24 protein-coding genes are annotated in these 23,829 nt (G+C 71.6%); 9 read left to right on the top strand and 15 right to left on the bottom strand.

Annotated features, from left to right (window positions below):
• Positions 1 to 2: 2 nt before the first annotated feature.
• Positions 3 to 689, bottom strand: coding sequence for a ceramidase domain-containing protein (locus ACLBYG_RS09245; RefSeq protein WP_447681282.1), 687 nt, complete (start codon positions 687 to 689; stop codon positions 3 to 5).
• Positions 690 to 784: 95 nt separating this feature from the next.
• Here ACLBYG_RS09245 and xth point away from each other — a divergent pair, with 95 nt between their 5' ends.
• Positions 785 to 1,579 carry an exodeoxyribonuclease III gene (gene xth / locus ACLBYG_RS09240; protein ID WP_447681281.1) on the top strand — a complete coding sequence of 265 codons (795 nt, stop codon included), beginning with the start codon at positions 785 to 787 and terminating at the stop codon, positions 1,577 to 1,579.
• Positions 1,580 to 1,602: 23 nt separating this feature from the next.
• The gene (locus tag ACLBYG_RS09235) at positions 1,603 to 2,226 is read left to right on the top strand and encodes a glutathione S-transferase family protein (RefSeq protein WP_020091885.1); all 624 of its coding nucleotides are present in this window, start codon (positions 1,603 to 1,605) and stop codon (positions 2,224 to 2,226) included.
• Between the two features lie 35 nt (positions 2,227 to 2,261).
• Here the strand turns inward: ACLBYG_RS09235 and ACLBYG_RS09230 are convergent, their stop codons facing one another.
• The 6 genes from ACLBYG_RS09230 to ACLBYG_RS09205 form a co-directional block, all read right to left on the bottom strand.
• Positions 2,262 to 3,164 carry a tetratricopeptide repeat protein gene (locus ACLBYG_RS09230; RefSeq protein WP_091927843.1) on the bottom strand — a complete coding sequence of 301 codons (903 nt, stop codon included), beginning with the start codon at positions 3,162 to 3,164 and terminating at the stop codon, positions 2,262 to 2,264.
• On the bottom strand, positions 3,151 to 4,881 hold the full coding sequence (gene ilvD, locus ACLBYG_RS09225; protein ID WP_447681280.1) for a dihydroxy-acid dehydratase: 1,731 nt from the start codon (positions 4,879 to 4,881) through the stop codon (positions 3,151 to 3,153). The genes ACLBYG_RS09230 and ilvD overlap by 14 nt, the downstream gene beginning before the upstream one ends.
• 715 nt (positions 4,882 to 5,596) lie before the next feature.
• Positions 5,597 to 6,457, bottom strand: coding sequence for a transglutaminase-like domain-containing protein (locus tag ACLBYG_RS09220; RefSeq protein WP_020091882.1), 861 nt, complete (start codon positions 6,455 to 6,457; stop codon positions 5,597 to 5,599).
• Between the two features lie 218 nt (positions 6,458 to 6,675).
• Positions 6,676 to 7,281 (bottom strand): LutC/YkgG family protein, encoded by a 606-nt coding sequence (locus ACLBYG_RS09215; RefSeq protein ID WP_447681279.1) that lies wholly within the window; start codon positions 7,279 to 7,281, stop codon positions 6,676 to 6,678.
• Entirely contained in the window at positions 7,278 to 8,849 is a 1,572-nt protein-coding gene (locus ACLBYG_RS09210; protein WP_056528400.1) for a lactate utilization protein B, read from the bottom strand. Before ACLBYG_RS09210 ends, ACLBYG_RS09215 begins: the two co-directional genes overlap by 4 nt.
• Positions 8,846 to 9,589 carry a (Fe-S)-binding protein gene (locus ACLBYG_RS09205; protein WP_042673458.1) on the bottom strand — a complete coding sequence of 248 codons (744 nt, stop codon included), beginning with the start codon at positions 9,587 to 9,589 and terminating at the stop codon, positions 8,846 to 8,848. Before ACLBYG_RS09205 ends, ACLBYG_RS09210 begins: the two co-directional genes overlap by 4 nt.
• 216 nt (positions 9,590 to 9,805) lie before the next feature.
• Here ACLBYG_RS09205 and ACLBYG_RS09200 point away from each other — a divergent pair, with 216 nt between their 5' ends.
• Entirely contained in the window at positions 9,806 to 10,198 is a 393-nt protein-coding gene (locus ACLBYG_RS09200) for a DUF2267 domain-containing protein (RefSeq protein ID WP_012319882.1), read from the top strand.
• Between the two features lie 174 nt (positions 10,199 to 10,372).
• Entirely contained in the window at positions 10,373 to 10,591 is a 219-nt protein-coding gene (locus ACLBYG_RS09195; RefSeq protein WP_012319883.1) for a hypothetical protein, read from the top strand.
• Positions 10,592 to 10,594: 3 nt separating this feature from the next.
• Here ACLBYG_RS09195 and ACLBYG_RS09190 read toward each other — a convergent pair whose 3' ends face one another.
• Entirely contained in the window at positions 10,595 to 11,488 is an 894-nt protein-coding gene (locus ACLBYG_RS09190) for a hypothetical protein (RefSeq protein ID WP_447681278.1), read from the bottom strand.
• 84 nt (positions 11,489 to 11,572) lie between these two features.
• Positions 11,573 to 13,642, bottom strand: coding sequence for a M3 family metallopeptidase (locus tag ACLBYG_RS09185; RefSeq protein WP_447681277.1), 2,070 nt, complete (start codon positions 13,640 to 13,642; stop codon positions 11,573 to 11,575).
• 183 nt (positions 13,643 to 13,825) lie between these two features.
• On the opposite strand from ACLBYG_RS09185, the gene ACLBYG_RS09180 reads away from it, so the two are divergent.
• The 3 genes from ACLBYG_RS09180 to ACLBYG_RS09170 all read left to right on the top strand — a co-directional run bounded on the left by ACLBYG_RS09180 (position 13,826) and on the right by ACLBYG_RS09170 (position 16,670).
• Complete coding sequence (locus ACLBYG_RS09180) at positions 13,826 to 14,821, top strand: extensin family protein (RefSeq protein ID WP_447681276.1); 996 nt, start codon at positions 13,826 to 13,828, stop codon at positions 14,819 to 14,821.
• Between the two features lie 76 nt (positions 14,822 to 14,897).
• On the top strand, positions 14,898 to 16,010 hold the full coding sequence (locus tag ACLBYG_RS09175; RefSeq protein WP_447681275.1) for a L,D-transpeptidase: 1,113 nt from the start codon (positions 14,898 to 14,900) through the stop codon (positions 16,008 to 16,010).
• Between the two features lie 270 nt (positions 16,011 to 16,280).
• The gene (locus tag ACLBYG_RS09170) at positions 16,281 to 16,670 is read left to right on the top strand and encodes a response regulator (protein WP_012319888.1); all 390 of its coding nucleotides are present in this window, start codon (positions 16,281 to 16,283) and stop codon (positions 16,668 to 16,670) included.
• 38 nt (positions 16,671 to 16,708) lie between these two features.
• Here ACLBYG_RS09170 and ACLBYG_RS09165 read toward each other — a convergent pair whose 3' ends face one another.
• Together ACLBYG_RS09165 and rsmI are read right to left on the bottom strand one after the other, a co-directional pair.
• Entirely contained in the window at positions 16,709 to 17,098 is a 390-nt protein-coding gene (locus tag ACLBYG_RS09165) for a YraN family protein (protein ID WP_447681274.1), read from the bottom strand.
• Positions 17,095 to 18,066, bottom strand: coding sequence for a 16S rRNA (cytidine(1402)-2'-O)-methyltransferase (rsmI, locus tag ACLBYG_RS09160; protein ID WP_020091872.1), 972 nt, complete (start codon positions 18,064 to 18,066; stop codon positions 17,095 to 17,097). The genes ACLBYG_RS09165 and rsmI overlap by 4 nt, the downstream gene beginning before the upstream one ends.
• 135 nt (positions 18,067 to 18,201) lie before the next feature.
• Between rsmI and ACLBYG_RS09155 the strand changes: the two genes are divergently transcribed.
• On the top strand, positions 18,202 to 19,467 hold the full coding sequence (locus ACLBYG_RS09155) for a penicillin-binding protein activator (RefSeq protein WP_447681273.1): 1,266 nt from the start codon (positions 18,202 to 18,204) through the stop codon (positions 19,465 to 19,467).
• Here the strand turns inward: ACLBYG_RS09155 and hemW are convergent, their stop codons facing one another.
• Genes hemW through rph form a run of 3 tightly spaced genes read right to left on the bottom strand, consistent with a single transcriptional unit; the run spans position 19,468 to position 22,021 of the window.
• Positions 19,468 to 20,655, bottom strand: a complete 1,188-nt coding sequence (gene hemW / locus ACLBYG_RS09150) for a radical SAM family heme chaperone HemW (protein WP_447681272.1) — start codon at positions 20,653 to 20,655, stop codon at positions 19,468 to 19,470.
• Positions 20,656 to 20,681: 26 nt separating this feature from the next.
• Positions 20,682 to 21,311 carry an RdgB/HAM1 family non-canonical purine NTP pyrophosphatase gene (gene rdgB / locus ACLBYG_RS09145; protein WP_132366550.1) on the bottom strand — a complete coding sequence of 210 codons (630 nt, stop codon included), beginning with the start codon at positions 21,309 to 21,311 and terminating at the stop codon, positions 20,682 to 20,684.
• Positions 21,308 to 22,021, bottom strand: coding sequence for a ribonuclease PH (rph, locus tag ACLBYG_RS09140; RefSeq protein ID WP_056528382.1), 714 nt, complete (start codon positions 22,019 to 22,021; stop codon positions 21,308 to 21,310). Before rph ends, rdgB begins: the two co-directional genes overlap by 4 nt.
• Before the next feature lie 167 nt (positions 22,022 to 22,188).
• Here rph and hrcA point away from each other — a divergent pair, with 167 nt between their 5' ends.
• Entirely contained in the window at positions 22,189 to 23,244 is a 1,056-nt protein-coding gene (gene hrcA, locus ACLBYG_RS09135) for a heat-inducible transcriptional repressor HrcA (protein WP_020091867.1), read from the top strand.
• A gap of 54 nt (positions 23,245 to 23,298) precedes the next feature.
• Here the strand turns inward: hrcA and ACLBYG_RS09130 are convergent.
• Positions 23,299 to 23,829, bottom strand: a 531-nt coding sequence (locus tag ACLBYG_RS09130; RefSeq protein ID WP_447681271.1) for a DUF1236 domain-containing protein, incomplete at its 5' end; no start/stop codon positions are given.

The raw sequence follows: 23,829 nt of genomic DNA, 5'->3' as shown, positions 1-23,829 counted from the left end.
TGTCACCCGGCGGTCTCCCGGTGGCGGATCGCCGTCGCCACGAGGGCGTACAGGACGACGGCGTTCAGCACATGCCAGAGCGGATGAGTGCCGGTCGGCAGCAGCGCGCAGGCCGCCCGGTCGCCGGTTCGCGCCGCGAGCGAGATCAGGAAGAGCAGGCCGATGCCGGCGAGCCGCCGCCCGGTCCCGACGAAGCGCTCCTCCGGCCGCCGCGCGGCCGCCCAGGCGACGCCGAACAGCGCCAGCAGGGCGGGCAGGTAGTCGACCGAGCCGTTGGTGAGCCGCGCGACGTCGAGGCCGGTCATCCCGTCGAGCAGGGGCGTGAGCGCGAATCCGAGGAGCGCGAAGCCGCCCGTCGCCGCCGCGACCCGGACCGGCGCCAAGCGCAGGAACCGCGAGAGGGCCAGCGCGAGATAGGCGTAGATGAACAGCGCGATCGGGACGACGTCCGCGAGCATCGCCCAGTAGACCGCCAGGGTGTGGAACAGGAACGAGCCGACGCCCACCACGGCGATCAGGGCCGCCAGCCCGAGGCAGGTCCGGTCCGGCGGATCGGCCACGGCGGCGCGCCGCGCCGCGGCGGCGGCGGCCAGCAGGAAGGCCGCGTTCGACAGCGCGTTCGCGGGCTCGGCCCAGAAGTCCGGCCCGCCCCGCTCGCAGTAAGCCGATACCGGCTCGAACCAGTTCATCCGCCGACCCTACTTCCCCGTCCTTGCGCCGGGATGGCCTTGTCAGCGCGACGCGAAGCGCGGATGACGGCCGGGCGGCGACCGGAAGCGAGGCGATGCGGATCACCACCTGGAACGTCAACTCGATCAAGCAGCGGCTCCCGCACCTCCTCGGCTTCCTGGAGGAGGCGCGGCCCGACGTGGTCTGCCTGCAGGAGCTGAAATGCCAGGACGAGGCCTTCCCGCGCGCCGACATCGAGGCAGCGGGCTACGCGGTCGAGACGCTGGGCCAGAAGGCCTATAACGGCGTGGCGCTGCTGGTCCGGGCGCCGCTGGCCATGTCGGAGATTCGGCGCGGGCTGCCGGGCGACGCCGCCGACGAGCAGGCTCGCTACATCGAGGCGCTGATCTCGGGCGCGGACACCCGCCCGGTGCGCGTGGCGTCGATCTACCTGCCGAACGGCAACCCGGTGGACAGCCCGAAATACCCGTACAAGCTCGCCTTCATGGAGCGGCTGCGGCTCCACGCCCGGGCGCTGCTGGACGACGAGATCGCGGTGGCGCTGGCGGGCGACTACAACGTCATCCCGGAGGCGGCCGACGCGGCCGATCCGGAGGCGTGGCGCTCGGACGCCCTGTTCCTCGGGACGACCCGGGCCGCGTTCCGGGCGATCCTCGCCGAGGGCTACACCGACGCCCTGCGCGCCTGCGACCCGCGCGACGGGCTCTACACCTTCTGGGACTATCAGGCCGGGTGCTGGCAGCGGAATGCCGGCATCCGCATCGACCACCTGCTGCTCTCGCCCCAGGCCGGCGACCGCCTGGTCTCGGCCTCGGTCCAGAAGCACATGCGCGGGCTCGACAAGCCGTCGGACCACGTGCCGGTCACGGCGGAGCTGGCGGCCGGTTAGAGCCGCGATTTGGGGGAACGACGATGATCATCTACGGCAGCAGCGTGTCGCCCTACGTGCGCAAGGTGCTCGCGGCGCTCTACGAGAAGGGCGTCGCCTTCGAACACCGCCCGGTCGGCTTCCACGCGCAGGATCCCGGCTTCCGGGCGGCGAGCCCGATGGGGAAGATCCCCGCGATGGAGGATGCCGGGTATCGCCTCGCCGATTCGAGCGCCATCGTGGACTATCTCGAGCGGCTGCACCCGGCGCCCGCGCTGATCCCCGAGGACGCGCGGGACGCCGCCCGCGCCCGCTGGTTCGACAAGTTCGGCGAGTGCGAGCTGACCCGGCAGGTGCTGGTGCCGTTCGTCGAGCGCTTCCTCAAGCCCCGCCTGTTCAAGGTCGAGGGCGACGAGGCCCTGGCGCAGCGGACCGTCGACACGGCTCTGCCGCCGCTGTTCGACTACCTCGAATCGCAGATCGACGGGCCCTACCTCGTCGGCGGCCGGTTCGGCATCGCCGACATCGCCGTGGCGGCGCCGTTTCACAACCTGCGGCTGGCCAAGGTCGCGGTCGACGGCGCCCGGTGGCCGAAGCTCGCCGACTGGGTGGCGGCGACGCTGGAGCGGCCGTCCTTCACCGCGGCGATCGCCGCGGCGAAGAGCTGAGGCCGCTCAGCGCCGCTTGCACAGTCGAGGGCGGCTCAGCGCCGCTTGCGGATCGAGCCCACGGTCTGGAGCTGCGTCTGCGCCTCGGCGCGGTCGTCCTCGCTGGCGGCCGCCCAGTTCTTCTCGTAGAGGGCGACGATCCAGTCGTCCTTGCGGCTCTCGGCACCTTCCCGCGCGAGCGAGAGCCACATCAGGCCGCGCACCCGCTGGACCGGGATGCCGCCCAGGCCGTTGACCAGCATGTCGCCGAGCAGCGCCTGCGCCGGGTGGTGGCCCTTCTCGGCGGCGAGGTTGAACCAGCGCGCGGCCTGCCGCGGGTCGGCCTCGACGCCGGTGCCGTCGAGGTAGAGCCGGGCGAGATTGTACTGCGCGTTGGGGTCCCCGTAGTAGGACGCCGCGTAGTTGAACATGTCGTAGGCGCGCTCGGGATTGGGGCGCACGTAGGTGCCCTTGATCCCCTCCAGGAAGTAGGTGCCCAGCGCCGTGAAGGCGCTGCCCAGGACCGCCGAGTTCTGCGGATCGGGCCCGTCGTCGGTGCTGGCGTCGGCGATCCGCGAGAAGAACTCGAACGCCTTCAGGTCGTCGTGCGGGACGCCGTCGCCGTCGGCGTACATCCGGCCGAGCTTCCACAGCGCAAGGGCGTGGCCTTGGCCGGCCGCGTACTCCAGCGCGCGGGCGGCGCCCTGCTTGTCGCCGGCATTGTACTCGCGCATGCCGGCGCGCAGCGCGTCCTTGGCCGAGCGGTAGCTCTTGTCGGCGACCGGGACCTGCACGGGCGTGCGGACATTGGCGTCGAGGGCGCGCGACGGCGCGACCGGCAGCGCGACCAGGGCGAGCGCCCAGGTCGCGACCGCGAGCCGGCCGACGGACCGGAACCGACCGGGATCGGCCCCGGCCGGCGCCCTGCGCCGGCTGAGGTCAGTCCTAGACGTCCGCATAGCTCTGCGTCTCCTTGGCACCTCCCGGATGGGTGACGGCGCCGTACAGGGCCGGGCCGACGCCCTGCGCGTATTTCCAGAGGTAGCCGGAGGTCGCGGTGTTGGGCCGCGCGGTCCAGGCCTTGCGCCGCTCGGCCAGCTCCGCGTCCGACAGGGCGACGCTGAGCGTGCCCTGGATCGCGTCGAGGGTGATAACGTCGCCGTCGCGCAGCAGCCCGATCGGGCCGCCCACGGCGGCCTCGGGGCCGACATGGCCGACGCAGAAGCCCCGGGTCGCGCCCGAGAAGCGCCCGTCGGTGATCAGCGCGACCTTGTCGCCCATGCCCTGGCCGTAGAGGGCCGCGGTGGTCGACAGCATCTCGCGCATGCCGGGGCCGCCCCGCGGGCCCTCGTAGCGGATCACGAGGACGTCGCCTTCCTTGTAGCTGCGGGCCTGCACGGCCGCGAAGCAGGCCTCCTCGCCGTCGAACACGCGGGCCGGGCCGGTGAAAACCTGCTTCTCGGCCGGGATGCCGGCGACCTTCACGATCGCGCCCTCGGGGGCGAGGTTGCCCTTGAGGCCGACGACGCCGCCGGTCGGGGTGATCGGCCGGTTCGCCGGATAGACCACGTCCTGGTCCGGGTTCCAGGTCACCCGATCCATGTTCTCCGCGATGGTGCGGCCGGTGACCGTCAGGCAGTCGCCGTGCATGAAGCCGTGGTCGAGGAGCGTCTTCATCAGCAGCGGGATGCCGCCGACCTCGAACATGTCCTTGGCGACGTAGCGCCCGCCGGGCTTCAAGTCGGCGATGTAGGGCGTGCGCCGGAAGATCTCGGCCACGTCGAACAGGGTGAACTCAATGCCGCACTCGTGGGCGATCGCCGGCAGGTGCAGCGCCGCGTTGGTGGAGCCGCCCGAGGCCGCCACCACCGTGGCGGCGTTCTCCAGCGCCTTGCGGGTGACGATGTCGCGCGGGCGGATGCGCTTCTCCAGGAGCTCCATCACCTTCTCGCCGGCCGTGGCGCAGAACTTGTCGCGGATCTCGTAGGGGGCCGGGGCGCCGGCCGAGTAGGGCAGCGCCAGGCCGATCGCCTCGGAGACGGTCGCCATGGTGTTGGCGGTGAACTGCGCGCCGCAGGCGCCGGCCGAAGGGCAGGCGACCTGCTCCAGCTCGTCGAGGTCCTCGAGGCTCATGTCGCCGACGGCGACCTTGCCGACCGCCTCGAACAGGTCCTGGACGGTCACGGGCTTGCCGCGGAACGAGCCGGGCAGGATCGAGCCGCCGTAGATGAAGATCGAGGGCACGTTCAGCCGGACCATCGCCATCATCATGCCGGGCAGCGACTTGTCGCAGCCCGCGAGGCCGACGAGGGCGTCGTAGGCGTGGCCGCGCATGGTCAGCTCGACCGAGTCGGCGATGACCTCCCGCGACGGCAGCGACGCGCGCATGCCGCCATGGCCCATGGCGATGCCGTCGGTGACGGTGATCGTGCAGAACTCGCGCGGCGTCCCGTTGGCGGCGGCGACGCCCTTCTTCACCGCCTGCGCCTGGCGCATCAGCGAGATGTTGCAGGGCGCGGCCTCGTTCCAGCAGGAGGCGACACCCACCAGCGGCTGGTGGATCTGCTCACGGGTCAGGCCCATGGCGTAGAGGTAGGAGCGGTGCGGGGCGCGGTCGGGCCCCTCCGTGACGTGGCGACTCGGCAGCTTCGACTTGTCGTTCAAACGCGTCACCATGACTTCAGACCAAGCCTTCGCAGCCGATCCCGAGGGTGCGTTGAACCGCGGCGCGTCGCCGTTCGCGAGGCGCCGGGAGATCCGTCCGCGTGCTCGGGAAGTCCTCGTTTCCGAACGGTAAACCGTTGTCGAATTTGCCGTTTACCGCGGATGTTGAGGTGGGCCCGGACTATGGCGGGATCGCGGCGTTTACGGGCAGGTCTCGGGGCGGAGCGGGGATCGTTTTACGGTGTTGCGACCCCGCCACAGCCACGCTTGCGGCCATTTCGGCGGCGACGACAAGATGAAGGACAATGGCGCGGCGCTGACGAGACGCTTCTCCGAGACGCAACTTGTCTTCGGAGAAGCCGAGGGTCTTCCGGCCATGGTCCGGGCGGGACGCGGCAATCCGGCACCCGGAAAGTCGCTCTATCACTATTTCTGCGCGGGACCGGCGCCGGCAATACGCCGACCGACGGGCGGAACGACATGTCGCGCCGCCGCCGCGGCGGGTCCCGCGCGCCAATCTGCTTGCGCGCCGCGCCGTCCTCGCTCGCCGGAACGGTGGGTCCGGCGCGCGTTCGTGGCGGCGTCGCGGGCCTGATCGAATGGAGCCCGCGTGCCGCTCTTCGCCGACGCAGGCCGGGATCGGGCGTCCTGCACCGGCACCCGCTTCGCTGCGGCGCGGCCGGGATCACGGGATCACAGGACGACGTGATCCCGGCCGGATCCGCGCTCAGGCCGCTCCGGCGTGCGGCGCCGGGATCTCGGTCGAGATGGCGTCCACCGTGCGCGGCATCGGGCTGCCCTGCCCGTCCGCGCGCTGGATCCGGACCTGCTGATTGACCGGCTGCATGTTGCCGAACGGCGTCGAGAAGGCGATCTCCGCGGCGTCGCGCCCGACGCCGATCCGCACCAGCCCGTCGAGGTCAGCCTGCCGGGTGGCGTCGAACAGCCACCAGCGCCCGTCGAGATAGGCCTCGAACACCGCGTGGAAGTCGCTCGGGACGAGGCCGTGGGCGTAGCAGCTCACGAACCGGGCCGGGATCCCGAGCGCCCGGCAGAAGGCGGCGCCGATATGCGCGAAGTCGCGGCAGACGCCGGCGCGTTTCAGAAGCGACTCGTGGGCGGTCGTCTCGCCGTCGCTGGAGCCGGGCTGGTAGGCGATGTGGTCGTGAATCCAGTTGCAGATCTGGTTCACGCGCGCGTGGCCCTTGGGGAGCGCCCCGAACTCGGCGAGTGCGAAAGGCGTCAGCCGGTCCGATGAGACGAACCGGCTCGGCAGCAGGAACGGCAGGATGTCGAGGGGCAGTTGCCCGATGGGCGTCTCGTTGACGGTCGCCGGGTCGGCCCGGTGCACGGTCAGGTCGACCTCGGCATTGTACTCCAGCGCGAACTGACCGGTCGGGACGTTGACCGCGAGATAGCGGTTCTGGAGATCGGGGGTCGTGTAGAGATCGCGCTTGAGGTTCGGCGTCAGGACCAGGCTCTCGCTCAGGATCTCGACGCTCTTCAGCTTCGCCACCTCCAAATTGAAGATGAAGGTGGTGTCCGAGAGGATGTTGTAGGACAGGCTGCAACCGAGGGTGTAGCGCATCGGATCTCCTTGCCGGATGACGGCCCATCCGCCGTCCAAGCAAGGGGCGCGCCCGACCGTCGGTTCCGGCTCGATCGGGGGGGCGCGGGCGAGACGGGGGCGCCGCGTGCGTCGGACGGCGCCACCGTCATCGCGAGCGCAGCGAAGCGAGCCAGAGCGGCGCGTCCCTGGATTGCTTCGCTCCGCTCGCAAGGACGGCTGAAGCGATGGAGCCGGTCTCAGCCGCGCGCGGCGGCATCCCGCGGGAGTAGCACCACCGTCAGTGAGCGGACCCCCTGCGCGCCGTGGATGAGGACGCCCTCGATGTCGGCGGTGGCCGACGGGCCGGTATGCAGCACCGCGTAGGCCGAGCGGCCGAATTCCGGCCGGCGGTAGGCCGCCTGCACGTTCGGTACGATGTCGGCCGGGTCGAGCAGCACGACGAGGTGCTGCGCGAGATAGGCGACGGCGTTGACGATCAGCTGGTCCTGCGTGAACAGCACCGAGCCGGTCTCAGCGATGCCGAACACCGCGCGGACCACCGCCACGTCCACGTCCTCGACCTCCTGGGGCGCGCGCACGCTCCGCAGGTCGCGGTTGCCGGTCAGCTCCGGCACCGCGGAGGCGATAACCTTGGCGGCGTCGAGGCGCTCGCGCACGCCCGCGAACACGTCGCCGGCACCGGGCTCGGCCACGCGGCCGCCCATGCGCTTCAGCCGCTCGCCGAACTCGGCGACCAGGTCCTCGCCGACGAGCGGCGCGAACAGCGGCACCTCCGGCAGCGGGAAGTCGCCGGCCGGCCGGTTCCTGCGAATGCCGTCGAGGATCGCGTCGCGGGCGCTCATCGACCAGTGTCCTTCATGCGGTTCTGCTTGTACCAGGCGTGGAAGGTCTGGCGCGGCGCGTCGGGCATCTCGCGCTTCTTCCCCCAGGTGTTGAGCGGGTTGTAGACCGCGAAGCGCGGCAGGACCTTCAGGGCGGAATCCGCCGCGCCGATCGCCGCCCGGTAGGCGGCCGGGCGCGAGAGCACGGCGCCCGCGGCCTTCATCATGCCCTGCTTGAGGGCCGGAATCTGGTGCTCCTCGACCAGCACCTTCCGCCACGCGAAGATCTGCTCGTGGATATTGATCTTTACCGGGCAGACGTTGGTGCAGGAACCGTTCATCGTCGAGGAGAACGGCAGCGTCGAGTATTTCCGCTTGTTGAAGGTCGGATCGATGATCAGACCGATCGGCCCCGAATAGGTCGCGCCGTAGGAGAGGCCGCCCGAGCGCCGGTAGACCGGGCAGGTGTTCATGCAGGCGCCGCAGCGAATGCATTTCAGCGAGGTCCAGAACTCCTCCATGCCGAGGCGCTCGGAGCGGCCGTTGTCGACCAGCACCATGTGCATCTCGGTGCCCGCGCGGGGGCCGCGGAAATGCGAGGTGTACTGGGTGATCGGCGAGCCCAGCGCCGAGCGCGACAGCAGGCGGATGAACACCCCGAGATGCTCGACCTTCGGGATGATCTTCTCGATGCCGATGGAGTGGATCTGCAGCGGCGGCACGTTGCCGGACAGGTCGGCGTTGCCCTCGTTGGTGCAGGTCACGACCGTGCCGGTCTCGGCGATCGCGAAGTTGCATCCGGTCATGCCGGCATCGGCCTTCAGGATGTAGGGCCGGGTGGTCTCGCGCTGGCTCTCGGCAAGGTAGTGCGCGTCGTCGTTGTCTGGATCGGTGCCGAGCGTCTTGGCGAAGACCTCGGCCACGTCCATCCGGGTCTTGTGGACGGCCGGCGCCACGACGTGGCTCGGCTCCTCGTTGTCGAGCTGCTGGATCCGCTCGCCGAGATCCGTCTCGATGACCTCGATGCCGTTGGCCGCCATGTGGTGGCGGAAGCCGCACTCCTCGGTGAGCATCGACTTCGACTTCACCAGCGTCTTCGCGCCGTGACTCCGCAGGATGTCCAGCACGATCCGGTTGTGATCTGCGCCGTCCTTCGCCCAGTGGACGTGGACGCCGTTGGCCTTCGCGGCCGCCTCGAACTGCTCGAGGTACCGGTCGAGGTGGCTCAGCGTGTGGGTCTTGATCTGCGAGGCGAGCTCGCGCAGCTCCTCCCACTCCGGGATGCCGTGCGCGGAGGCGTCGCGCTTCTTGCGCAGGTCCCACAGGCGCTCGTCGTGGGCGGCCTGGTGCAGCGGCGCCGCGAGGAAGCGCTCGGCGGCCTCCGACTGGTTGATCGGCCGGTCGCCCCGGATCTTCGCGCCGCGCGGCTGCGGCTCCCGGGTCTGCGGGGCGCGGATCGGCTTCGAGGCGGCTTCCGCGTGCTGGAGACGCCGGCCGTCCGGCGCCCGCTCGCTCTCGTCGTGGCCGGCCCGCACCTCGGGGTGGATGACGCCTTCGCGCTCGCGGGGGTTGAGGTCCTCGGCGCTCATGCGGCGGCTCCGTTCAGCACCTGCGCGATGTGGATGTACTTGAGCGGCAAGCCGAGCCGTTCGGCGCAGCCCTTCTGGTGCATGAGGCAGGAGGAATCCGCCGAGACGACGTAGGCGGCCCCGGCCCGGTTCTGATCGGCGACCTTGTCGTAGCCCATCTTCGCCGAGACGGCGGGCTCGAACACCGAGAAGGTGCCGCCGAAGCCGCAGCACTCGTCCGGCCGGGCGAGGTCGACGAGCTCGACCCCCTTCACGAGGCGCAGCAGGTCGAGGGGCTTCGAGTAGTAGGGCTTCACCAGCTCGGTCGGCCGCGCGTGGTGGATGCCGCGCAGGGCGTTGCAGTTGGTGTGATAGGCGACCTTGTGGGGGAAGTTCGCCCAGGGCAGGTCCTCGACCTTCAGCACGTCGTGCAGGAACTCCACGAGCTCGTAGGTGCTGGCGCGGACGTGCCGGACCTCGTCGGTCTGCGGGATCGCCGTCAGGTGCTCGCGCACCTGATGGACGCAGGATCCCGACGGGGCGACGATATAGTCGAAGCCGGAGAAGTTCTTGACGAACAGCGCCTCGGTCGCGGCGGCCTCGGCGTGGCAGCCGGTGTTGGTCATCGGCTGGCCGCAGCAGGTCTGGTCGAACGGATACTCGACCGTGCAGCCCAGGCGCTCGAGGAGCTCCAGGGTGGCGATCCCGACCTCCGGCTCGAAGGCGTCGACGTAGCACGGCACGAACAGGCCGACCCGCATGGTCCGGCAACTCCCTGGATCATCCGGCCCGGTGGCCTGGAACGGTTCAAGACTGACCGAGGGTCTACCGGAAGGGGCGGCCCTTGGCGAGGTCGCCCGCTGCGGCACCGTGCCCGCTGTAACCGGGGAGTTTTCCTGGGAAGCGATGCCGCGCGCTTGATTTCCGACGCCTCAGAGTCGAAGGACGTCTGGAAGCGTTCCGAAGAGATCATCACCATGGAAGAACTGCTCGCCCGCGTCACCACCCGCACCGGGCTCGACGCCGCGACCGCTCAGACCGCCATCGGGCACATCCTGGCCTTCCTGCAGAAGGAAGGGCCCGCGGCCGAGGTCGGCCAGCTCCTGGCGGCGCTGCCGGGCTCCGAGGCGCTGATCGCCGAGTCGAATGCCGGCGAGAGCGGCGGCGGCGGCCTGATGGGCATGCTCGGCGGCATGATGGGCGGCGGCGGCGTCATGGCGCTCGGCCAGAAGCTGATGGCCGCCGGCGTGCCGATGGGTCAGATGCAGCCCCTCGGACAAGAGCTGTTCGCCTTCGGCCGCGAGAAGGTCGGCGAGGACGCGATGGGCCCGATTATCGGATCGATCCCGGGGCTGAACCAGTTCGTCTGACCGCGGGCCGGTGTGCGCGGCCGCACTGCATTCGGGTGACGCCTGGACGAAAGTAAAAAAGAGGTTGCGGAGCGAAAGCTTGACGGAACCTGTCCACGCGATCCCCGTTATTGGGGATGTGGCCCGGATCGACGCCTTCGGCAGTGTCCGGCACCGCACTCAAGCAGGCCGGCCATGCCCGTCTTCGAAGCCAAGAACCTGGACAGCGAGTTCGAAGGGCAGTCCCTGCTCGCTGCCATCCTGCACCCGACCCGCGCGGCGCAGACCCGGGCCCTGCGGCACGGGCGCAGGCGCGCGGAGCGCGCGGCGGCCCTGGCCGATCCGATGACGATCGAGCCGCGCTTCCCGATCGCGCCCGGCGAGCTGGCGCCGACCGGATTCACGGGCCGCTGAGGGCTACCAAGCCTGCGCGGTGACGAGGCCCTGGCGGGTCACCACCACCCATTCCCGACCGTGGCGCTCGACGCCTTCGACGCGGCCGACGCCCGGGATGACGTCGCCGGGCGCGACCTCGACGAGGCGGCGCCGGCGGTTCTCCAGGATCGCGGTGCCCTCGTAGACGTCCCGCAGGGCCCAGCCCTCGATCACCGGCGGCTTGTCGGACGCGGCCGGCTTCGGCTTGGGCTCGCTCACCTTGGCGTCCGAGACCTTGACCTCGGGCTTCGCCTCGGCGGCGCGGGCGGGCTCGCCGATGCTGCCGGTCTGGGTCGGCTCCGCCTTCGCGGCGGCCGGAGTCGCGGCCGCGCGGCGGTCGAGCTGCGCGGCGAGACCGCTGAGGCGGGTGTTGTGGTCGCGCTCGACCTGCTCGAGCCGCTCGCCGACGGCCGTGACCTTGCCGTTCAGGCTCTTGTCGACCTGCGCCAGGCGCTCGCCGAGGGCGGTGCTGCGGCTGGCCGCCTCCTTCCGCGCCACGTCGGTCGAGGCGCGAAGGTCGGCGAGCACGGTGTGGAGCTGCGCGATGTCGGCGGCGAGGCGCACGGTCTCGGTGCGGCCGGCATCGAGCGTCGTCTCGAGGGCCGCCAGCGCGTCGGGCCGGACCGAGGCCGGGCGGGAGAGCGCCATCACGCCCCCGCCCAGGAGGACGCCGACCGCCAGGGTCGCGCCCGGGATCGCGAACCGCTTCGGATCCAGGCGCGCCAGCGACGCCAGCGCGAACTTCCCGCCGGCCGGCGAGGCCGCGGTCTCGGTCGCGGAGGCCGCAGCGTCGGTCTTGCCGGTCACCGCGGCCTTGAGCAGGTCGGCCGGCGAGATTCCCTGGGAAACGCCCTGCTTGGCTTCGATCTTCGTCATCGCCCCGAACTCCGCACGCGGCCTCGCGCTGCAAGCGTTCGTTAAGGACGTTTGTTTACGAAACCCTTACCGCACGCCCGTCGGTCAGGCCGCGAGCCCGCGCTTCTTCAGGAGCGGCTCGATGCTCGGCATCCGCCCGCGGAAGGCCGTGTAGGCCTCGCGCGGGTCGCGCAAATTGCCGGCCCCGTACACGAAGGTCCGCAGCCGCTTCGCCGTCTCCGGATCGAAGATGTCGCCGGCCTCGCGGAACGCGTCGAAGGCGTCCGCGTCCAGCACCTCAGACCAGAGGTAGCTGTAGTATCCGGCGGCGTAGCCGTCCCCCGAGAAGATGTGGGCGAAGTGCGGCGTCCGGTGCCGCATGCTGATCTCGGCCGGCATGCTGATCCGCCGCAGCGCCTCGGCCTCGAAGGCGGGCACGTCGAGACCGCCCTCGCCTTCCGCCGAGAGGTGCAGGGTCATGTCGACGATCGCCGAGGACGTGTACTCCACGGTGGCGAAACCCTGGTTGAAGGTCCGCGCGGCGAGCAGCTTCCGCAGCAGGACGTCGGGCATGGGCTCGCCCGTGCGATGGTGGCGCGCGTGGGTCCGCAGGACTTCCGGCTGCTCCAGCCAGTGCTCGTAGAGCTGCGAGGGCAGCTCCACGAAGTCGCGCGACACCGACGTCCCCGACAGGAGCGGGTAGGTCACGTCCGAGAGCAGCCCGTGCAGAGCGTGGCCGAACTCGTGGAACAGGGTGCGCGCGTCGTCGAAGGACAGCAGCGTCGCCTCGCCGTCCGGCGCCTTGGCGAAGTTCATGACGTTGACGATGATCGGCGTGACCGTCCCGTTCAGGCGCTCCTGCGAGCGGAAGGCGCTCATCCAGGCGCCGGACCGCTTCGAGGCGCGGGCGAAGTAGTCGCCCAGGAACAGGCCGACCACGGACCCGTCGGGATTGCCGACCCGCCAGACCCGGACATCGGGATGGTAGCGCGGCACGTCGGCGAGTTCCGTGAAGGTCAGACCGAACAGCCGCGATGCCGTGTCGAACGCCGCCTGAATCATTCGCTCCAGCGGCAGGTACGCCTTGATCTCGCTCTCGTCGAGGTCGTGCTCGGCGCGCCGCACCTTCTCGGCGTAGTGCCGCCAATCGTGCGCCTGGAGGGGAAAGTTGTGGCCCTCCGCCTGGATGGTGGCCTGGAGACGGTCGCGCTCCTCCGCCGCCCGCGCCCGGGCCGGCGTCCACACGTCCCGCAGCAGCCCGGTTGCCGCGTCCGGGCTCGCCGCCATCGTGTCGTCGAGGGCGAAATGGGCGAAGCTCTCGAAGCCGAGGAGCCGCGCCCGCTCGGCGCGCAGCCGGATGATCTCCGCGATGATCGCCCGATTGTCGGTCGCGCCGCCGTTCTCGCCGCGCCGCGTCCAGGCCGCGTAGGCGCGCTCGCGCAGGTCGCGCCGGGTCGAGCAGACCAGGAACGGCTCGATCAGCGAGCGGGACAGGGTGATGACGTGCCCGTCGAGGCCGCGCTCCTTCGCGGCGCTCGTGGCTGCGGCCCGCAGGAACGACGGCAGGCCGGCCAGATCCTCCTCGCCCTGCAGCGGCAGGGTGAAGCTGCTCTCGTCGGCCAGGAGGTTCTGGCTGAACGTGGTCCCGAGCTCCGACATACGCGCCGCGATCTCGGCGATGCGGGCCTTGTCCTCGGGCCCGAGATCCGCCCCCGACCGGCGGAAGCGGATCCGGTACCGGTCGAGGACCCGGCGCTGCTCCGCGCTCAGGCCCTCGGCGTCGATCGCCGAGATCCGGGCCCAGAGCTCGGGGTTGAGGTAGATGGCGCTGCCGTGCCGGGCGAGCTTCGGCCCGATCTCCCGCTCGATGGCCTGCAACTCGGGGTTCGTGTGGCTGCCTGTCAGGTTGTAGAACACGCCGGCGACGCGCTCGAGGGCGAGGCCGGCCCGCTCCATCGCCTCGACGGTGTTGCCGAAGGTGGCGGGAGCGGACTCACTCGCGATGGCGCGGATCTCGGAATCGTGCGCCGCCAGGGCGGCGTCGAACGCGGGCCGGTAGTGCTCCGGCCGGATCCGCTCGAAGGGCGGGAGGCCGTGCGGGGTGCTCCACTGCGCCTCGCGGAAGGGATTGTCCGGCGGCAGGCTCGGGAGCCCGGCATCAGCTGCGTCCGACATGCAGTCCTCGATCTCGACGTCCACGCGACGGCGCGATCGTCCGCGCCGCAGGTGCGCCGACATGGGGTGTGCCGGCGCGATCCGGAAGACAGTGGTCCGATCGGCGCGGCCGTCAACCGGGTCTGGGCGATCCGAATGGCGTCTCGCCCGTTGTAGAGGCCAACGCCCACGCTTCGAGGCCCCATGCCGGGACGCAGCCTGTCGATCCTCCGATCCGCGACGCTCCTGGCGGGCGGCGCCCTCGCCGCGGGGCTCGCCCTCTCCGCCACGCCGGTCGGCGCCGTCGAAACGCCGGCGGCCACGGTGCCGACGCCCCCGCCCCTGCCGCCGGAGCGCCCCGAGGCGCTGAAGCCGCCCGTCGCCGAGCCGGCGCCACCGACGCCGCCGGCGCGGCCGCCCGAGCTGAAACCTGCCGCGGCTGAGCCGAGCAAGGAGCCGAGCAAGAACCTGGCCCGGGAGCCGTCGAGGGAGAATGGCCGGGACAAGCCGCCGGAGTCCGGGCAGGAAGCCGGGAAGGAACCCGCGAAGGAGACAGCGAAGGAGACAGCGAAGCCCGAGATCCCCTCACCGCCGCCAGCGCCGCCCGCGCGGCCGTCCGAGCTGTCGGGCGCGGCCGCCCTGGCGCTCAAGGTGACACCGCCGGACGATTCCGCTTGCCGGACGCGCCTCAAGCGTCTCGGGGTCGAGTTCGAGCCGCTGCCGCCGATCTCCGAAGGCCAGTGCACCGCGCCGCTGCCGCTCAAGGTGACGAAGTTCGCCGACGGCGTGACGCTGCCGCAGGGCGCCACGCTGACCTGCCGAACCGCCGAGGCGCTGGCGCGCTGGGTCACGGAGGTGCAGATCGAGGCCGATCGAACGCTGAAGCATCCGCTGACCGCGCTCGAACTCGGCGGTTCCTATGTCTGCCGGGGACAGAACCACGACGTCGACGCCAAGCTCAGCGAGCACGCCTTCGCCAACGCCGCCGACATCATGGGCTTCGCCTTCGCGGGACGCGCGAGCATCCCCGTCAAGGCGATGCCGGACGGCTCCGAGGAGGCGCAGTTCCTCGGCGCGGTGCGCGCCAAGGCCTGCGGCTTCTTCCGCACCGTCCTCGGCCCGGGCTCGAACGCCGCCCACGCCAACCATTTCCACCTCGACGAGCGCGAGCGTAACGGCGGTCACCGCCTGTGCCAGTAGAGCGGCGTGGAACGTTCCCGCAGATCCGGCATTTCTCGGCTCGGGAGCGCGCCCGCTCCCCGGAATGACGACGGCGATGATCCCGAAACCTTGGCGGCCGGTCTGCGTGGCTCTCCTGGCGAGTTGTTTGGCCGCGCACGGCGCGGCTGCCCGGACCGGGAAGGGCCGGAAGGCCGAGACGGCGCAGCCGCCGGCGCTGACCGCCGAGGCGGTGAACGCCGCGACCCTGGCGCAGCCGGGCGCCGGGAAGACCGAGGGGACGAAGTCCGAGGCGAAGGCCCGTCGGGCCAAATCGTCGGACGAGAAGCCCGATCCGCTGATCGTCAAGGCCCAGGTGCTACTCGATCGCGCGCGGTTCTATCCCGGAGCGATCGACGGCCGGAAGGGCGACAATTACCGGTACGCCCTCTCGGCCTTCGCGGTGGCCCAGGGGCTTCCTGCCGGCGAGGACCTGACGCCAGAGATCTGGGACAAGCTCCAGGCGACCAGCGACAAGCCCGCCGTCACGGACTACACGCTCACCGAGGCCGACGCCGCGGGCCCCTACGTCGATCGGATCCCGCCCAAGATGGAGGAGCAGGCCGAGCTCAAGTCGCTGGGCTACACCAATCCCCGCGAGATGCTGGCCGAGCGCTTCCACATGAGCCGCGACCTCGTCAGCGCGCTCAATCCCGGCAAGCCCCTGGACAAGGCCGGCACGACCATCGCGGTCGCGGCGGTGGACCCGATGGGCATGGACAAGCCGAAGGCCAAGGATTTGCCCCAGGAGCCGAAGGTCGAACGCATCGAGGTCGACAAAACGAGCCGCGACGTCCGCGCCTACGGCGCCGACGGGAAGCTCGTGGCCTATTACCCCGCGTCGATCGGCAGTGCCGAGAAGCCGGCCCCGAGCGGCGAGACCAAGGTGAAGGGCGTCGCGTTCGACCCGGACTACACCTACAACCCGAAATATGCGTTCAAGGGCGTGAAGGCGCAGCACAAATTCACCATCCAGTCGGGGCCCAACAACCCGGTCGGCCTGGTCTGGATCGACCTGGCGATCCCGAGCTACGGGATCCACGGGACGCCGGAGCCCGAGAAGGTCGGGAAGACGGAGTCCCACGGCTGCATCCGCCTGACCAACTGGAACGCCCGCGACCTCGCCGCGCATGTGACACGGGGCGCCAAGGTCACGTTCAAGGACGATTGAGCGGCCGCGCGGCGACACTCGCATACGCCCGCGCAAAGCCGCCCGCACAAAAATGTATCATCGGTTAACATAGCGCCCGGTCTGGGTGTCGGAACGGGCCGGGAACGCTTGACACACTGCGCATTACGGGCGACGCCTCAGGTTGTCTCGCGGGCTGACCCTCGGGCCGCGTTCACCCGTCCGGACGCTGCTCACGCGGTGCGCAAGGCGTGACCAGCCGCATGGCAAGATCCCCGGCGACGGGGGCATTCGAAGGGAAGACGGCCCGGCGTGATTGCTGACCCCAACGACGACGTCCTCAACGGCGTCCGTGTTCTCGTCGTCGAGGACGAGGCCGCGATCTCGATGCTGCTGGAGGACATGCTCCTCGATTTCGGCTGCGCCGTGGTCGGGCCGGCCGCGCGGCTGTCCTCCGCGCTGGAGATGGCGTCGCAGGAAGCGTTCGAGGTCGCCATTCTCGACGTGAACGTGGCGGGTGAGCCGATCTACCCGGTGGCCGAGGCCATCGCCAAGCGCGACCTTCCGCTGGTCTTCTCGACCGGTTACGGCGGTGCCGGCATCCGCGAGCCGTTCCGCGACAGGCCCGTCGTCCAGAAGCCGTTCAGCCAGGCCGACTTGAAGCGCACCCTGATCGGGGCGATCCGCGCCGCCCGGGACTGAGACCCGGCGCGTCGGCTCCGGCGGTCTCGGGCCGCTCGTCAGAGACCCTCGATGGTGAAGACCCGCTCGACATGGGCGGGCCAGGTGCGGGATCCGACGAACACGGCGTCGGCCCGGAACGTCGACCCGGCACACCACGCATTGCGTCCGATCCAGGCGCGGACCGCGCGGGAGAACCGCCGCCGCTTGGCGGCGTCGATCGCCTCCCGGGCGTCGTCGCGGCGCGCCCGAGCCTTCACCTCCACGAACACGACGGTCTTCCAGCGCCGGACGACGAGATCGATCTCGCCGCCCGCGACGCTCACGCGCCGGCCGATCGGCCAGTACCCCTTGAGCATCAGCGCGGCGAGCGCCAGCCACTCGGCGCGGTGGCCGAGCCGGTAGGCGGCGCGGCGCCGATCGGTCCGGTCCGGCAGGGCCCCGGTCATCCCTGGTCCCGCGCCAGCGCCAGCGCGCGGGTGTAGACGAGGCGCCTCGGCTGACCGGTCTCGTCGGACACGAGGCTGGCGGCATCCTTGATCGAGTGCCGCTCCAGCGCCGCCAGGATCAGGGCGTCGAGGGCGGCATCCGAATCCGCGCTGCGCTCCGGCGCCGTCGCCGCACCGATGATCACCACGATCTCCCCCTTCGGCGGTCCCTCCTGGGCGAAGCGCGCGCTCAGGCTGCCCAACGTATCTCGCCGGATGGTTTCGTAGAGCTTGGTCAGCTCGCGGGTCACGGCCGCCGGCCGCTCCGGACCGAGCACCGCGGCGGCGTCGGCCAGCATGTCGGGCAGGCGATGCGGCGACTCGAACAGGACCAGGGTGCCGGGAACCTGGATCAGCGCCTCCAGGCGGTTGCGCCGCGCTCCGGCCTTCTGCGGCAGGAAGCCCTCGAAGAAGAACCGGTCGGTCGGCAGGCCCGCCGCGACTAGCGCGGTCATCACCGCGGACGGCCCCGGGACGGGCGTGATGGCGATCCCGGCCTCGATGGCGGCCTGGACCAGCTTGTAGCCGGGATCCGAGACGAGCGGCGTCCCGGCATCCGAGACCAGCGCCAGGGCCTCGCCGGCGGTGAGCCGCGCCACCATCCGCTCGCGCACCGCGTCGTTGGAATGCTCGTGATAGGCGAGCAGCGGCGTCGTGATCCCGTAATGCGCCAGCAGGTTCCGGGTGACGCGGGTGTCCTCGGCCAGGACCGCGTCGGCGGCCGCCAGCGTCGCCAGCGCCCGGATGGTGATGTCGCGCAGGTTCCCGATGGGCGTCGCCACGATGTGCAGGCCCGGCGACAGGGGTTCGGTCTCGCTCGCGAGGCCGAAGGCCGTGAAGGTCGTGCTGCGCGGGCGGTCGGGGGCGAGCTTCGGGGACGGAGCTCGGGTCGGGGCAGCGGGCCCCGGGTCGTCGAATCTGCGGGTCATCACCGGCGATCTTGCCACACTGGTCGCCTCTCGTCGCGGCGAGGCCGCGTGGCCGGGGGGCAAGTCCCCGCCGCCGCGTTTACATTTGAGAATCCGCCGGTCAGGCTGCGGAGCCTGCCCGAAGGAGTACGCGCCATGGCGCGCCCGACAAGCGCGCGGGACCGTCTCGTGCGTGTCACCGCCCAGACCGCCGCGCTCTGCGCGATCCTGCTCTCGCTCGGCGGTTGCGTCGGCAGCGACCTCGCGCGACGCGTGACCGGGCCGCAGGCCGAGCTGTCACCGCCGGCCGCCGTGCCGGATGTGCCGGGCACCGCGCCCGCGCCGCCGCCGATGCCGGCCGCGGGCGGCGGCGGGCGCATCGGGGCGGGCTCGGTGAAGGTCGCCCTGGTGCTGCCGCTGACCGGCCAGGGATCGACCGTGGGGGCCGCGATGCGCAACGCCGCGCAGCTCGCCTACGACGAGGCCCAGCAGCCCGACCTGACGCTCATCGTCGAGGACGACCGGGGCAGTCCGGACGGCGCCCGGGAGGCGACCCAGGAGGCGCTGCGGCAGGGCGCCGAGATCGTGCTCGGCCCGCTCTTCGCCGGCAGCGTGCAGGCCGCCGCGGCCGTCGCCAGGACCGCCGGCAAGCCGGTCATCGGCTTCTCCACGGACGCGACCGTGGCGAACCAGGGCGTCTACCTGCTGAGCTTCCTGCCGCAGCCGGAGGTGGACCGCGTGGTCGAGGACGCGGTCGCGGGCGGAAAGAGGTCCTTCGCGGCGCTGATCCCCGAGACCGCCTACGGCAACGCCGTCGAGGCGGCGTTCCGGGAGGTCGTCGCCCGCAAGGGCGCGCGCGTCGCCGCCGTGGAGCGATACCCGGCCGGCGCGCCCGGCCCGGCGGTCGAGCGGCTCGCGCGAGTGATCGCCGGGCCCGGCGCCACCGCCGACGCGCTGTTCATCCCCGAGACCGCGGACGCGATGCTTGCCGTGGCGGCCGCGCTGACGAAGGCGGGCTTCTCGCCGGCCCGGGTGCGCCCCCTCGGCACCGCCCTCTGGAACGAGCCGTCACTGTTCGCGCTGCCGGCCCTCCAAGGCGGCCGCTTCGCCGCGCCGGATCGCGTCGGCTTCTCGAATTTCAGCGCGCGCTACCAGGCTCGGTTCGGCGCCGTCCCGCCGCGGGTGGCCTCGCTCGCCTACGACGCGGTGCTGCTCGCCGCGGCCCTGTCGCGGCGCTACGGCTCGCAGCGCTTCGCCGAGACCACCCTGACCAACGGCCTGGGCTTCGCCGGCGTCGACGGGACGTTCCGGTTCCGGCCGGACGGTCAGAGCGAGCGGTCCCTCGCGGTCTACGAGATCCGCAACAACGCCGCGACGCCCGTCAGCCCGGCGCCCCGGGTTCTCGCGAAGCCGGCGATCTGATCAGGCGGCGAGCTCGGCGACCAGGGCGTTGAGCACCGGCGCCCCCCGCGCCGTGGCGGCGATGCGGCCGCCCGGCAGCCGCTCGAGCAGGCCGTCCCCGATCAGCATGCCGATGCGGTTGCCGTTCAGGGGCCGGCCCTTGAGCGCCGCGTAGCGGTCGGGATCGATCCCTTCGCGCAGGCGCAGGCCCATCACCAGGAACTCGTCGGCCTGGTCGGCGGCCGAGAGGCTCTCGGTCTCGACGATCCCGTGGCCCTCGGCCTCGACGCGGGCGAGCCACGCCTCGGGCGACCGTTCCGTCACGGTTCCGACCCGGCCCCGGCCCGTCACGAGCCGTCCGTGGGCGCCCGGACCGATGCCAGCATACTCGCCGTAGCGCCAGTAGAGCAGGTTGTGCCGCGATTCCGCACCGGGCCGCGCGTGGTTCGAGATCTCGTAGGCCGGGAGGCCGGCCTTCGCGCAGAGCTCCTGGGTGACGTCGTAGAGGGCGCGACCGACCTCGTCGTCCGGCGTCACCAGCTTGCCAGCGGCGGCGAGCCCGTGGAACGGCGTCCCGGGCTCGATGGTGAGCTGGTAGAGCGAGAGGTGCTCGGCGGCCCGCGCGAGCGCGTCGCTAAGCTCCGCCCGCCACAGGTCCGGCGTCTGTCCGGGCCGCGCGTAGATCAGGTCGAAGGAGGTCCGCGCGAAGGCCGACTGCGCCAGGGCGATCGCGCCGAGCGCCTGCGCGGTGTCGTGCAGGCGCCCGAGGGTCCGCAGCGAGGCGTCGTCGAGGGCCTGGATCCCGAGCGACACCCGGTTGACCCCGGCGGCGCGGTAGCCGTGGAAGCGGTCCGCCTCGACGCTCGACGGGTTGGCCTCGAGGGTCACTTCCGCGTCCGGCGCGACCGCCCAATGCTCCGCCACCGCGTCGAGCAGCCCGGCCACGGTCGCGGGCTGCATCAGCGAGGGCGTTCCGCCGCCGAGGAAGATGCTGGTCACGGTCCGGCCCGGCGTGCGGGCGGCGGTGTGGGCGATCTCGGCGCGGAAGGCCGCCAGGAAGCGCGGCTCGTCCACGCCCGCGTGGCGGACGTGGCTGTTGAAGTCGCAGTACGGGCACTTCGCGGCGCAGAAGGGCCAGTGCAGGTAGATCCCGAAGCCCGCGTCGCGGGTCGGATGGTCCGGGCCGGTCGATGACATGATGGCGGGCATGTGAGCGCCCGCGCGCCGTTTGGCAATCAGGCGCCGGGCGCGAGGCAGGCGCGGCTCAGCTCGACGAAGGCCCGCGCCCGGTGCGACAGGCCCCGCCCCTGCTGCCAGTCGACCCCGTGCTTCTCCTCGGCGCTCATCTCGCCGAAGGTACGGTCGTGGCCGTCCGGCCGGAAGATCGGGTCGTAGCCGAAGCCCGCGGAGCCCTTCGCGGCGACGAGGTCGCCGAAGACCCGTCCCTCGAACAGCTCGGTGTGCCCGTCCGGCCAAGCCAGCACGAGGGCGGACACGAAGTGCGCCCGGCGCTCGGCGGCCCCGCGCCGGTCGAGTTCGGCGAAGATCCGCGCCATCGCGCCGGTGAAGTCCTTGGTCGGGCCGGCCCAGCGGGCCGAGAAGATGCCCGGCGCCCCGTCGAGGGCGTCGACGCAGAGGCCGGAATCGTCCGCGAAGGCCGGCAGCCCGGTGGCGTCGGCCGCCGCCCGCGCCTTGATCGCCGCGTTCTCGGCGAACATCGTGCCGGTCTCGTCGGGCTCGGGCAGGCCGAGCTCGCCCGCCGACACCGCCTCGATCCCGAACGGCGCGAGCAGGTCGCGCATCTCGGCGAGCTTGCCGGCATTGTGCGTGGCGATGACCACCTTCCCGGTCAGACGGCGGCTCACGCGAGGGCCTCCTTCTGCAGGGCGACCAGCCGCTCGGTGCCGGCGCGGGCGAGGCCGAGGAGCTCGAGAAGCTGCTCCTGCGTGAAGGGCTCCATCTCGGCGGTGCCCTGCACCTCGACGATGCCGCCCCGGCCGGTGAGCACGAAGTTGGCGTCGGTCTCGGCCGCCGAATCCTCGGCGTAGTCGAGGTCGAGGACCGGCGTGCCCTTGTACAGGCCGCAGGAAACGGCGGCGACGTGGTCGCGCAGCGGATCGACGGAGATGATCGAGCGGGTCCGCATCCAGGCGAAGCAATCGTGCAGCGCCACCCAGGCGCCCGTAATCGCGGCCGTCCGGGTGCCGCCGTCGGCCTGGATCACGTCGCAATCGATCGTGATCTGGCGCTCGCCCATGGCCGGGAGGTTGGTGACGGCGCGCAGCGAACGGCCGATCAGTCGCTGGATCTCCTGGGTCCGCCCCGACGGCTTCCCGGAACCGACCTCGCGGCGGGTGCGTTCGTGCGTCGCACGCGGCAGCATGGCGTACTCGGCCGTGACCCAGCCCTTGCCGGAACCGCGCAGCCACGGCGGCGCGCGCTCTTCCAGCGACGCGGTGCAGAGCACCCGGGTGTTGCCGAAGCTGACGAGGCAGGAGCCCTCGGCGTAGCGCGAGACCGCGCGCTCCAGGCTCACGGGCCGCAACTCGTCGGCGGCACGCTTGGAAGGCCGCATCGCGGGCCCCTTCTGTCGAGAGTGTCGAGGGCCGGGCTCTTAGGCCGCCGCGCCACCGCGGGCAAGCATCGCCGTACGGATTGATCCGCGCGGGACGGTTGGACATGATCGGACCACAGGATGACCCCGTGACACACCCCAGTCCCAACTTCTCGAACGGCCAAGCGATGCAGGCGCTCGCCGCCCTCAACGAGCGTGCCCGGGAGATCTTCCGGCAGATCGTGGAGAGCTACCTCACGACCGGCGAGCCGGTCGGTTCCCGGAATCTCGCGCGCATCCTCCCGATGGCGCTGTCGCCGGCCTCGATCCGCAACGTCATGGCGGATCTGGAGCATTCCGGCCTCATCTTCGCGCCGCACACCTCCGCCGGCCGCCTGCCGACGGAGCTCGGCCTGCGCTTCTTCGTGGACGCGATGCTCGAGCTCGGCGACGTCAGCCAGGACGAGCAGGCGCGCATCGAGGCGCAGATGCGCGCTGCCGCCTCGGGTCACACCTTCGACTCGGCCCTGGCCGAAGCCTCGACCATGCTGTCCGGCGTCTCCCGGGGCGCCGGGGTCGTCCTGACCACCAAGGCGAACGTCAACCTGAAGCACATCGAGTTCGTGCGCCTCGATCCCGCCCGCGCCCTCGTCATCCTCGTCTCGGACGACGGCTCGGTGGAGAACCGCCTCGTGGACCTGCCGGCGGGCCTGCCGGCCGGTGCCCTCCAGGAGGCGACGAACTTCCTCAACGCGCGCCTGCAGGGCCGCACCCTCGGCACGCTGCGCGCCGAGATCGAGGCCGGCCGCAAGGCGATGAAGCGGGAGCTCGACGCGATCACCGAGCGCCTCGTCGATGCCGGGCTCGCCACGCCGGTCGGCCCGACGGAGGCCCGCCAGCTGATCGTGCGCGGGCAGGCCAACCTGCTCGACGACCTGCGCGCGGTCGAGGATCTCGAGCGGATCCGCCTCCTGTTCAACGATCTGGAGACCCAGAAGGACGTGATCGATCTCCTGTCCCGCGCCGAGGGCGGCGAGGGCGTGCGGATCTTCATCGGCTCGGAGAACAAGCTGTTCTCGCTCTCCGGATCCTCGCTGATCGCGGCGCCGTTCCGCGACGGCTCGCAGAAGATCGTGGGCGTCGTCGGCGTGATCGGTCCGACCCGGCTGAACTACGCGCGGATCGTGCCGATGGTCGACTACACAGCGCGCGTGGTGTCGAAGCTCCTGGACGGCGGACGCTAGAGCGCGCCGGGCAGAGGATCCGCCCGGCGCGCCGACCTTATCGGGACGGCCGGCTCAGGCCGGGATCACGTCCACGATCTCGTAGGTGTCGGGATCGATGATCACGATGTCGTCGCGCACGAGGATGAAGTCGTAACCCTCGTATTCCGGCACCAGCTCGATGATCGCCGGCGGGAGCCGGTGCAGGCTGACCGAGCGCGGGATCGCCGTGCCCACCGCGAGACCGAAGGCCACGTCCCGGAGCGGCGAGACGCCCAGACGCGTGATCGAGCTGCGGAACTCGGTCCGCTGGCGGGTGTCGAGGCGGCCGACAGCCCCGCGGACGGCGCCGCGGTCGCGGGCGCCGGCACGGCCACCCCGCTCGCCGGCCGGACCGCGACCGCCGCGCTCGGGACCGGCCGCGTCGCGGTTGCCCCGCTCGGGTCCGGCGCCCGGCTCGCGGCCACCCCGCTCGCCGCGGTCACCGCGATCGCCGGCATCGCGGTCACCGGCCCCGGGCTTCGCGGCCGGTCCGCCCCGGTCCGCCGGTCCGTTGCGCTCGGCCGCGCCCCCCGGACGACCCGGTCCCTCCGCGCCGCGACCCGC

Source organism: Methylobacterium sp. D53M (assembly GCF_053345625.1).
Note: the sequence above shows the minus strand (reverse complement) of the source record. Positions and strands in the feature narration are given on the sequence as shown.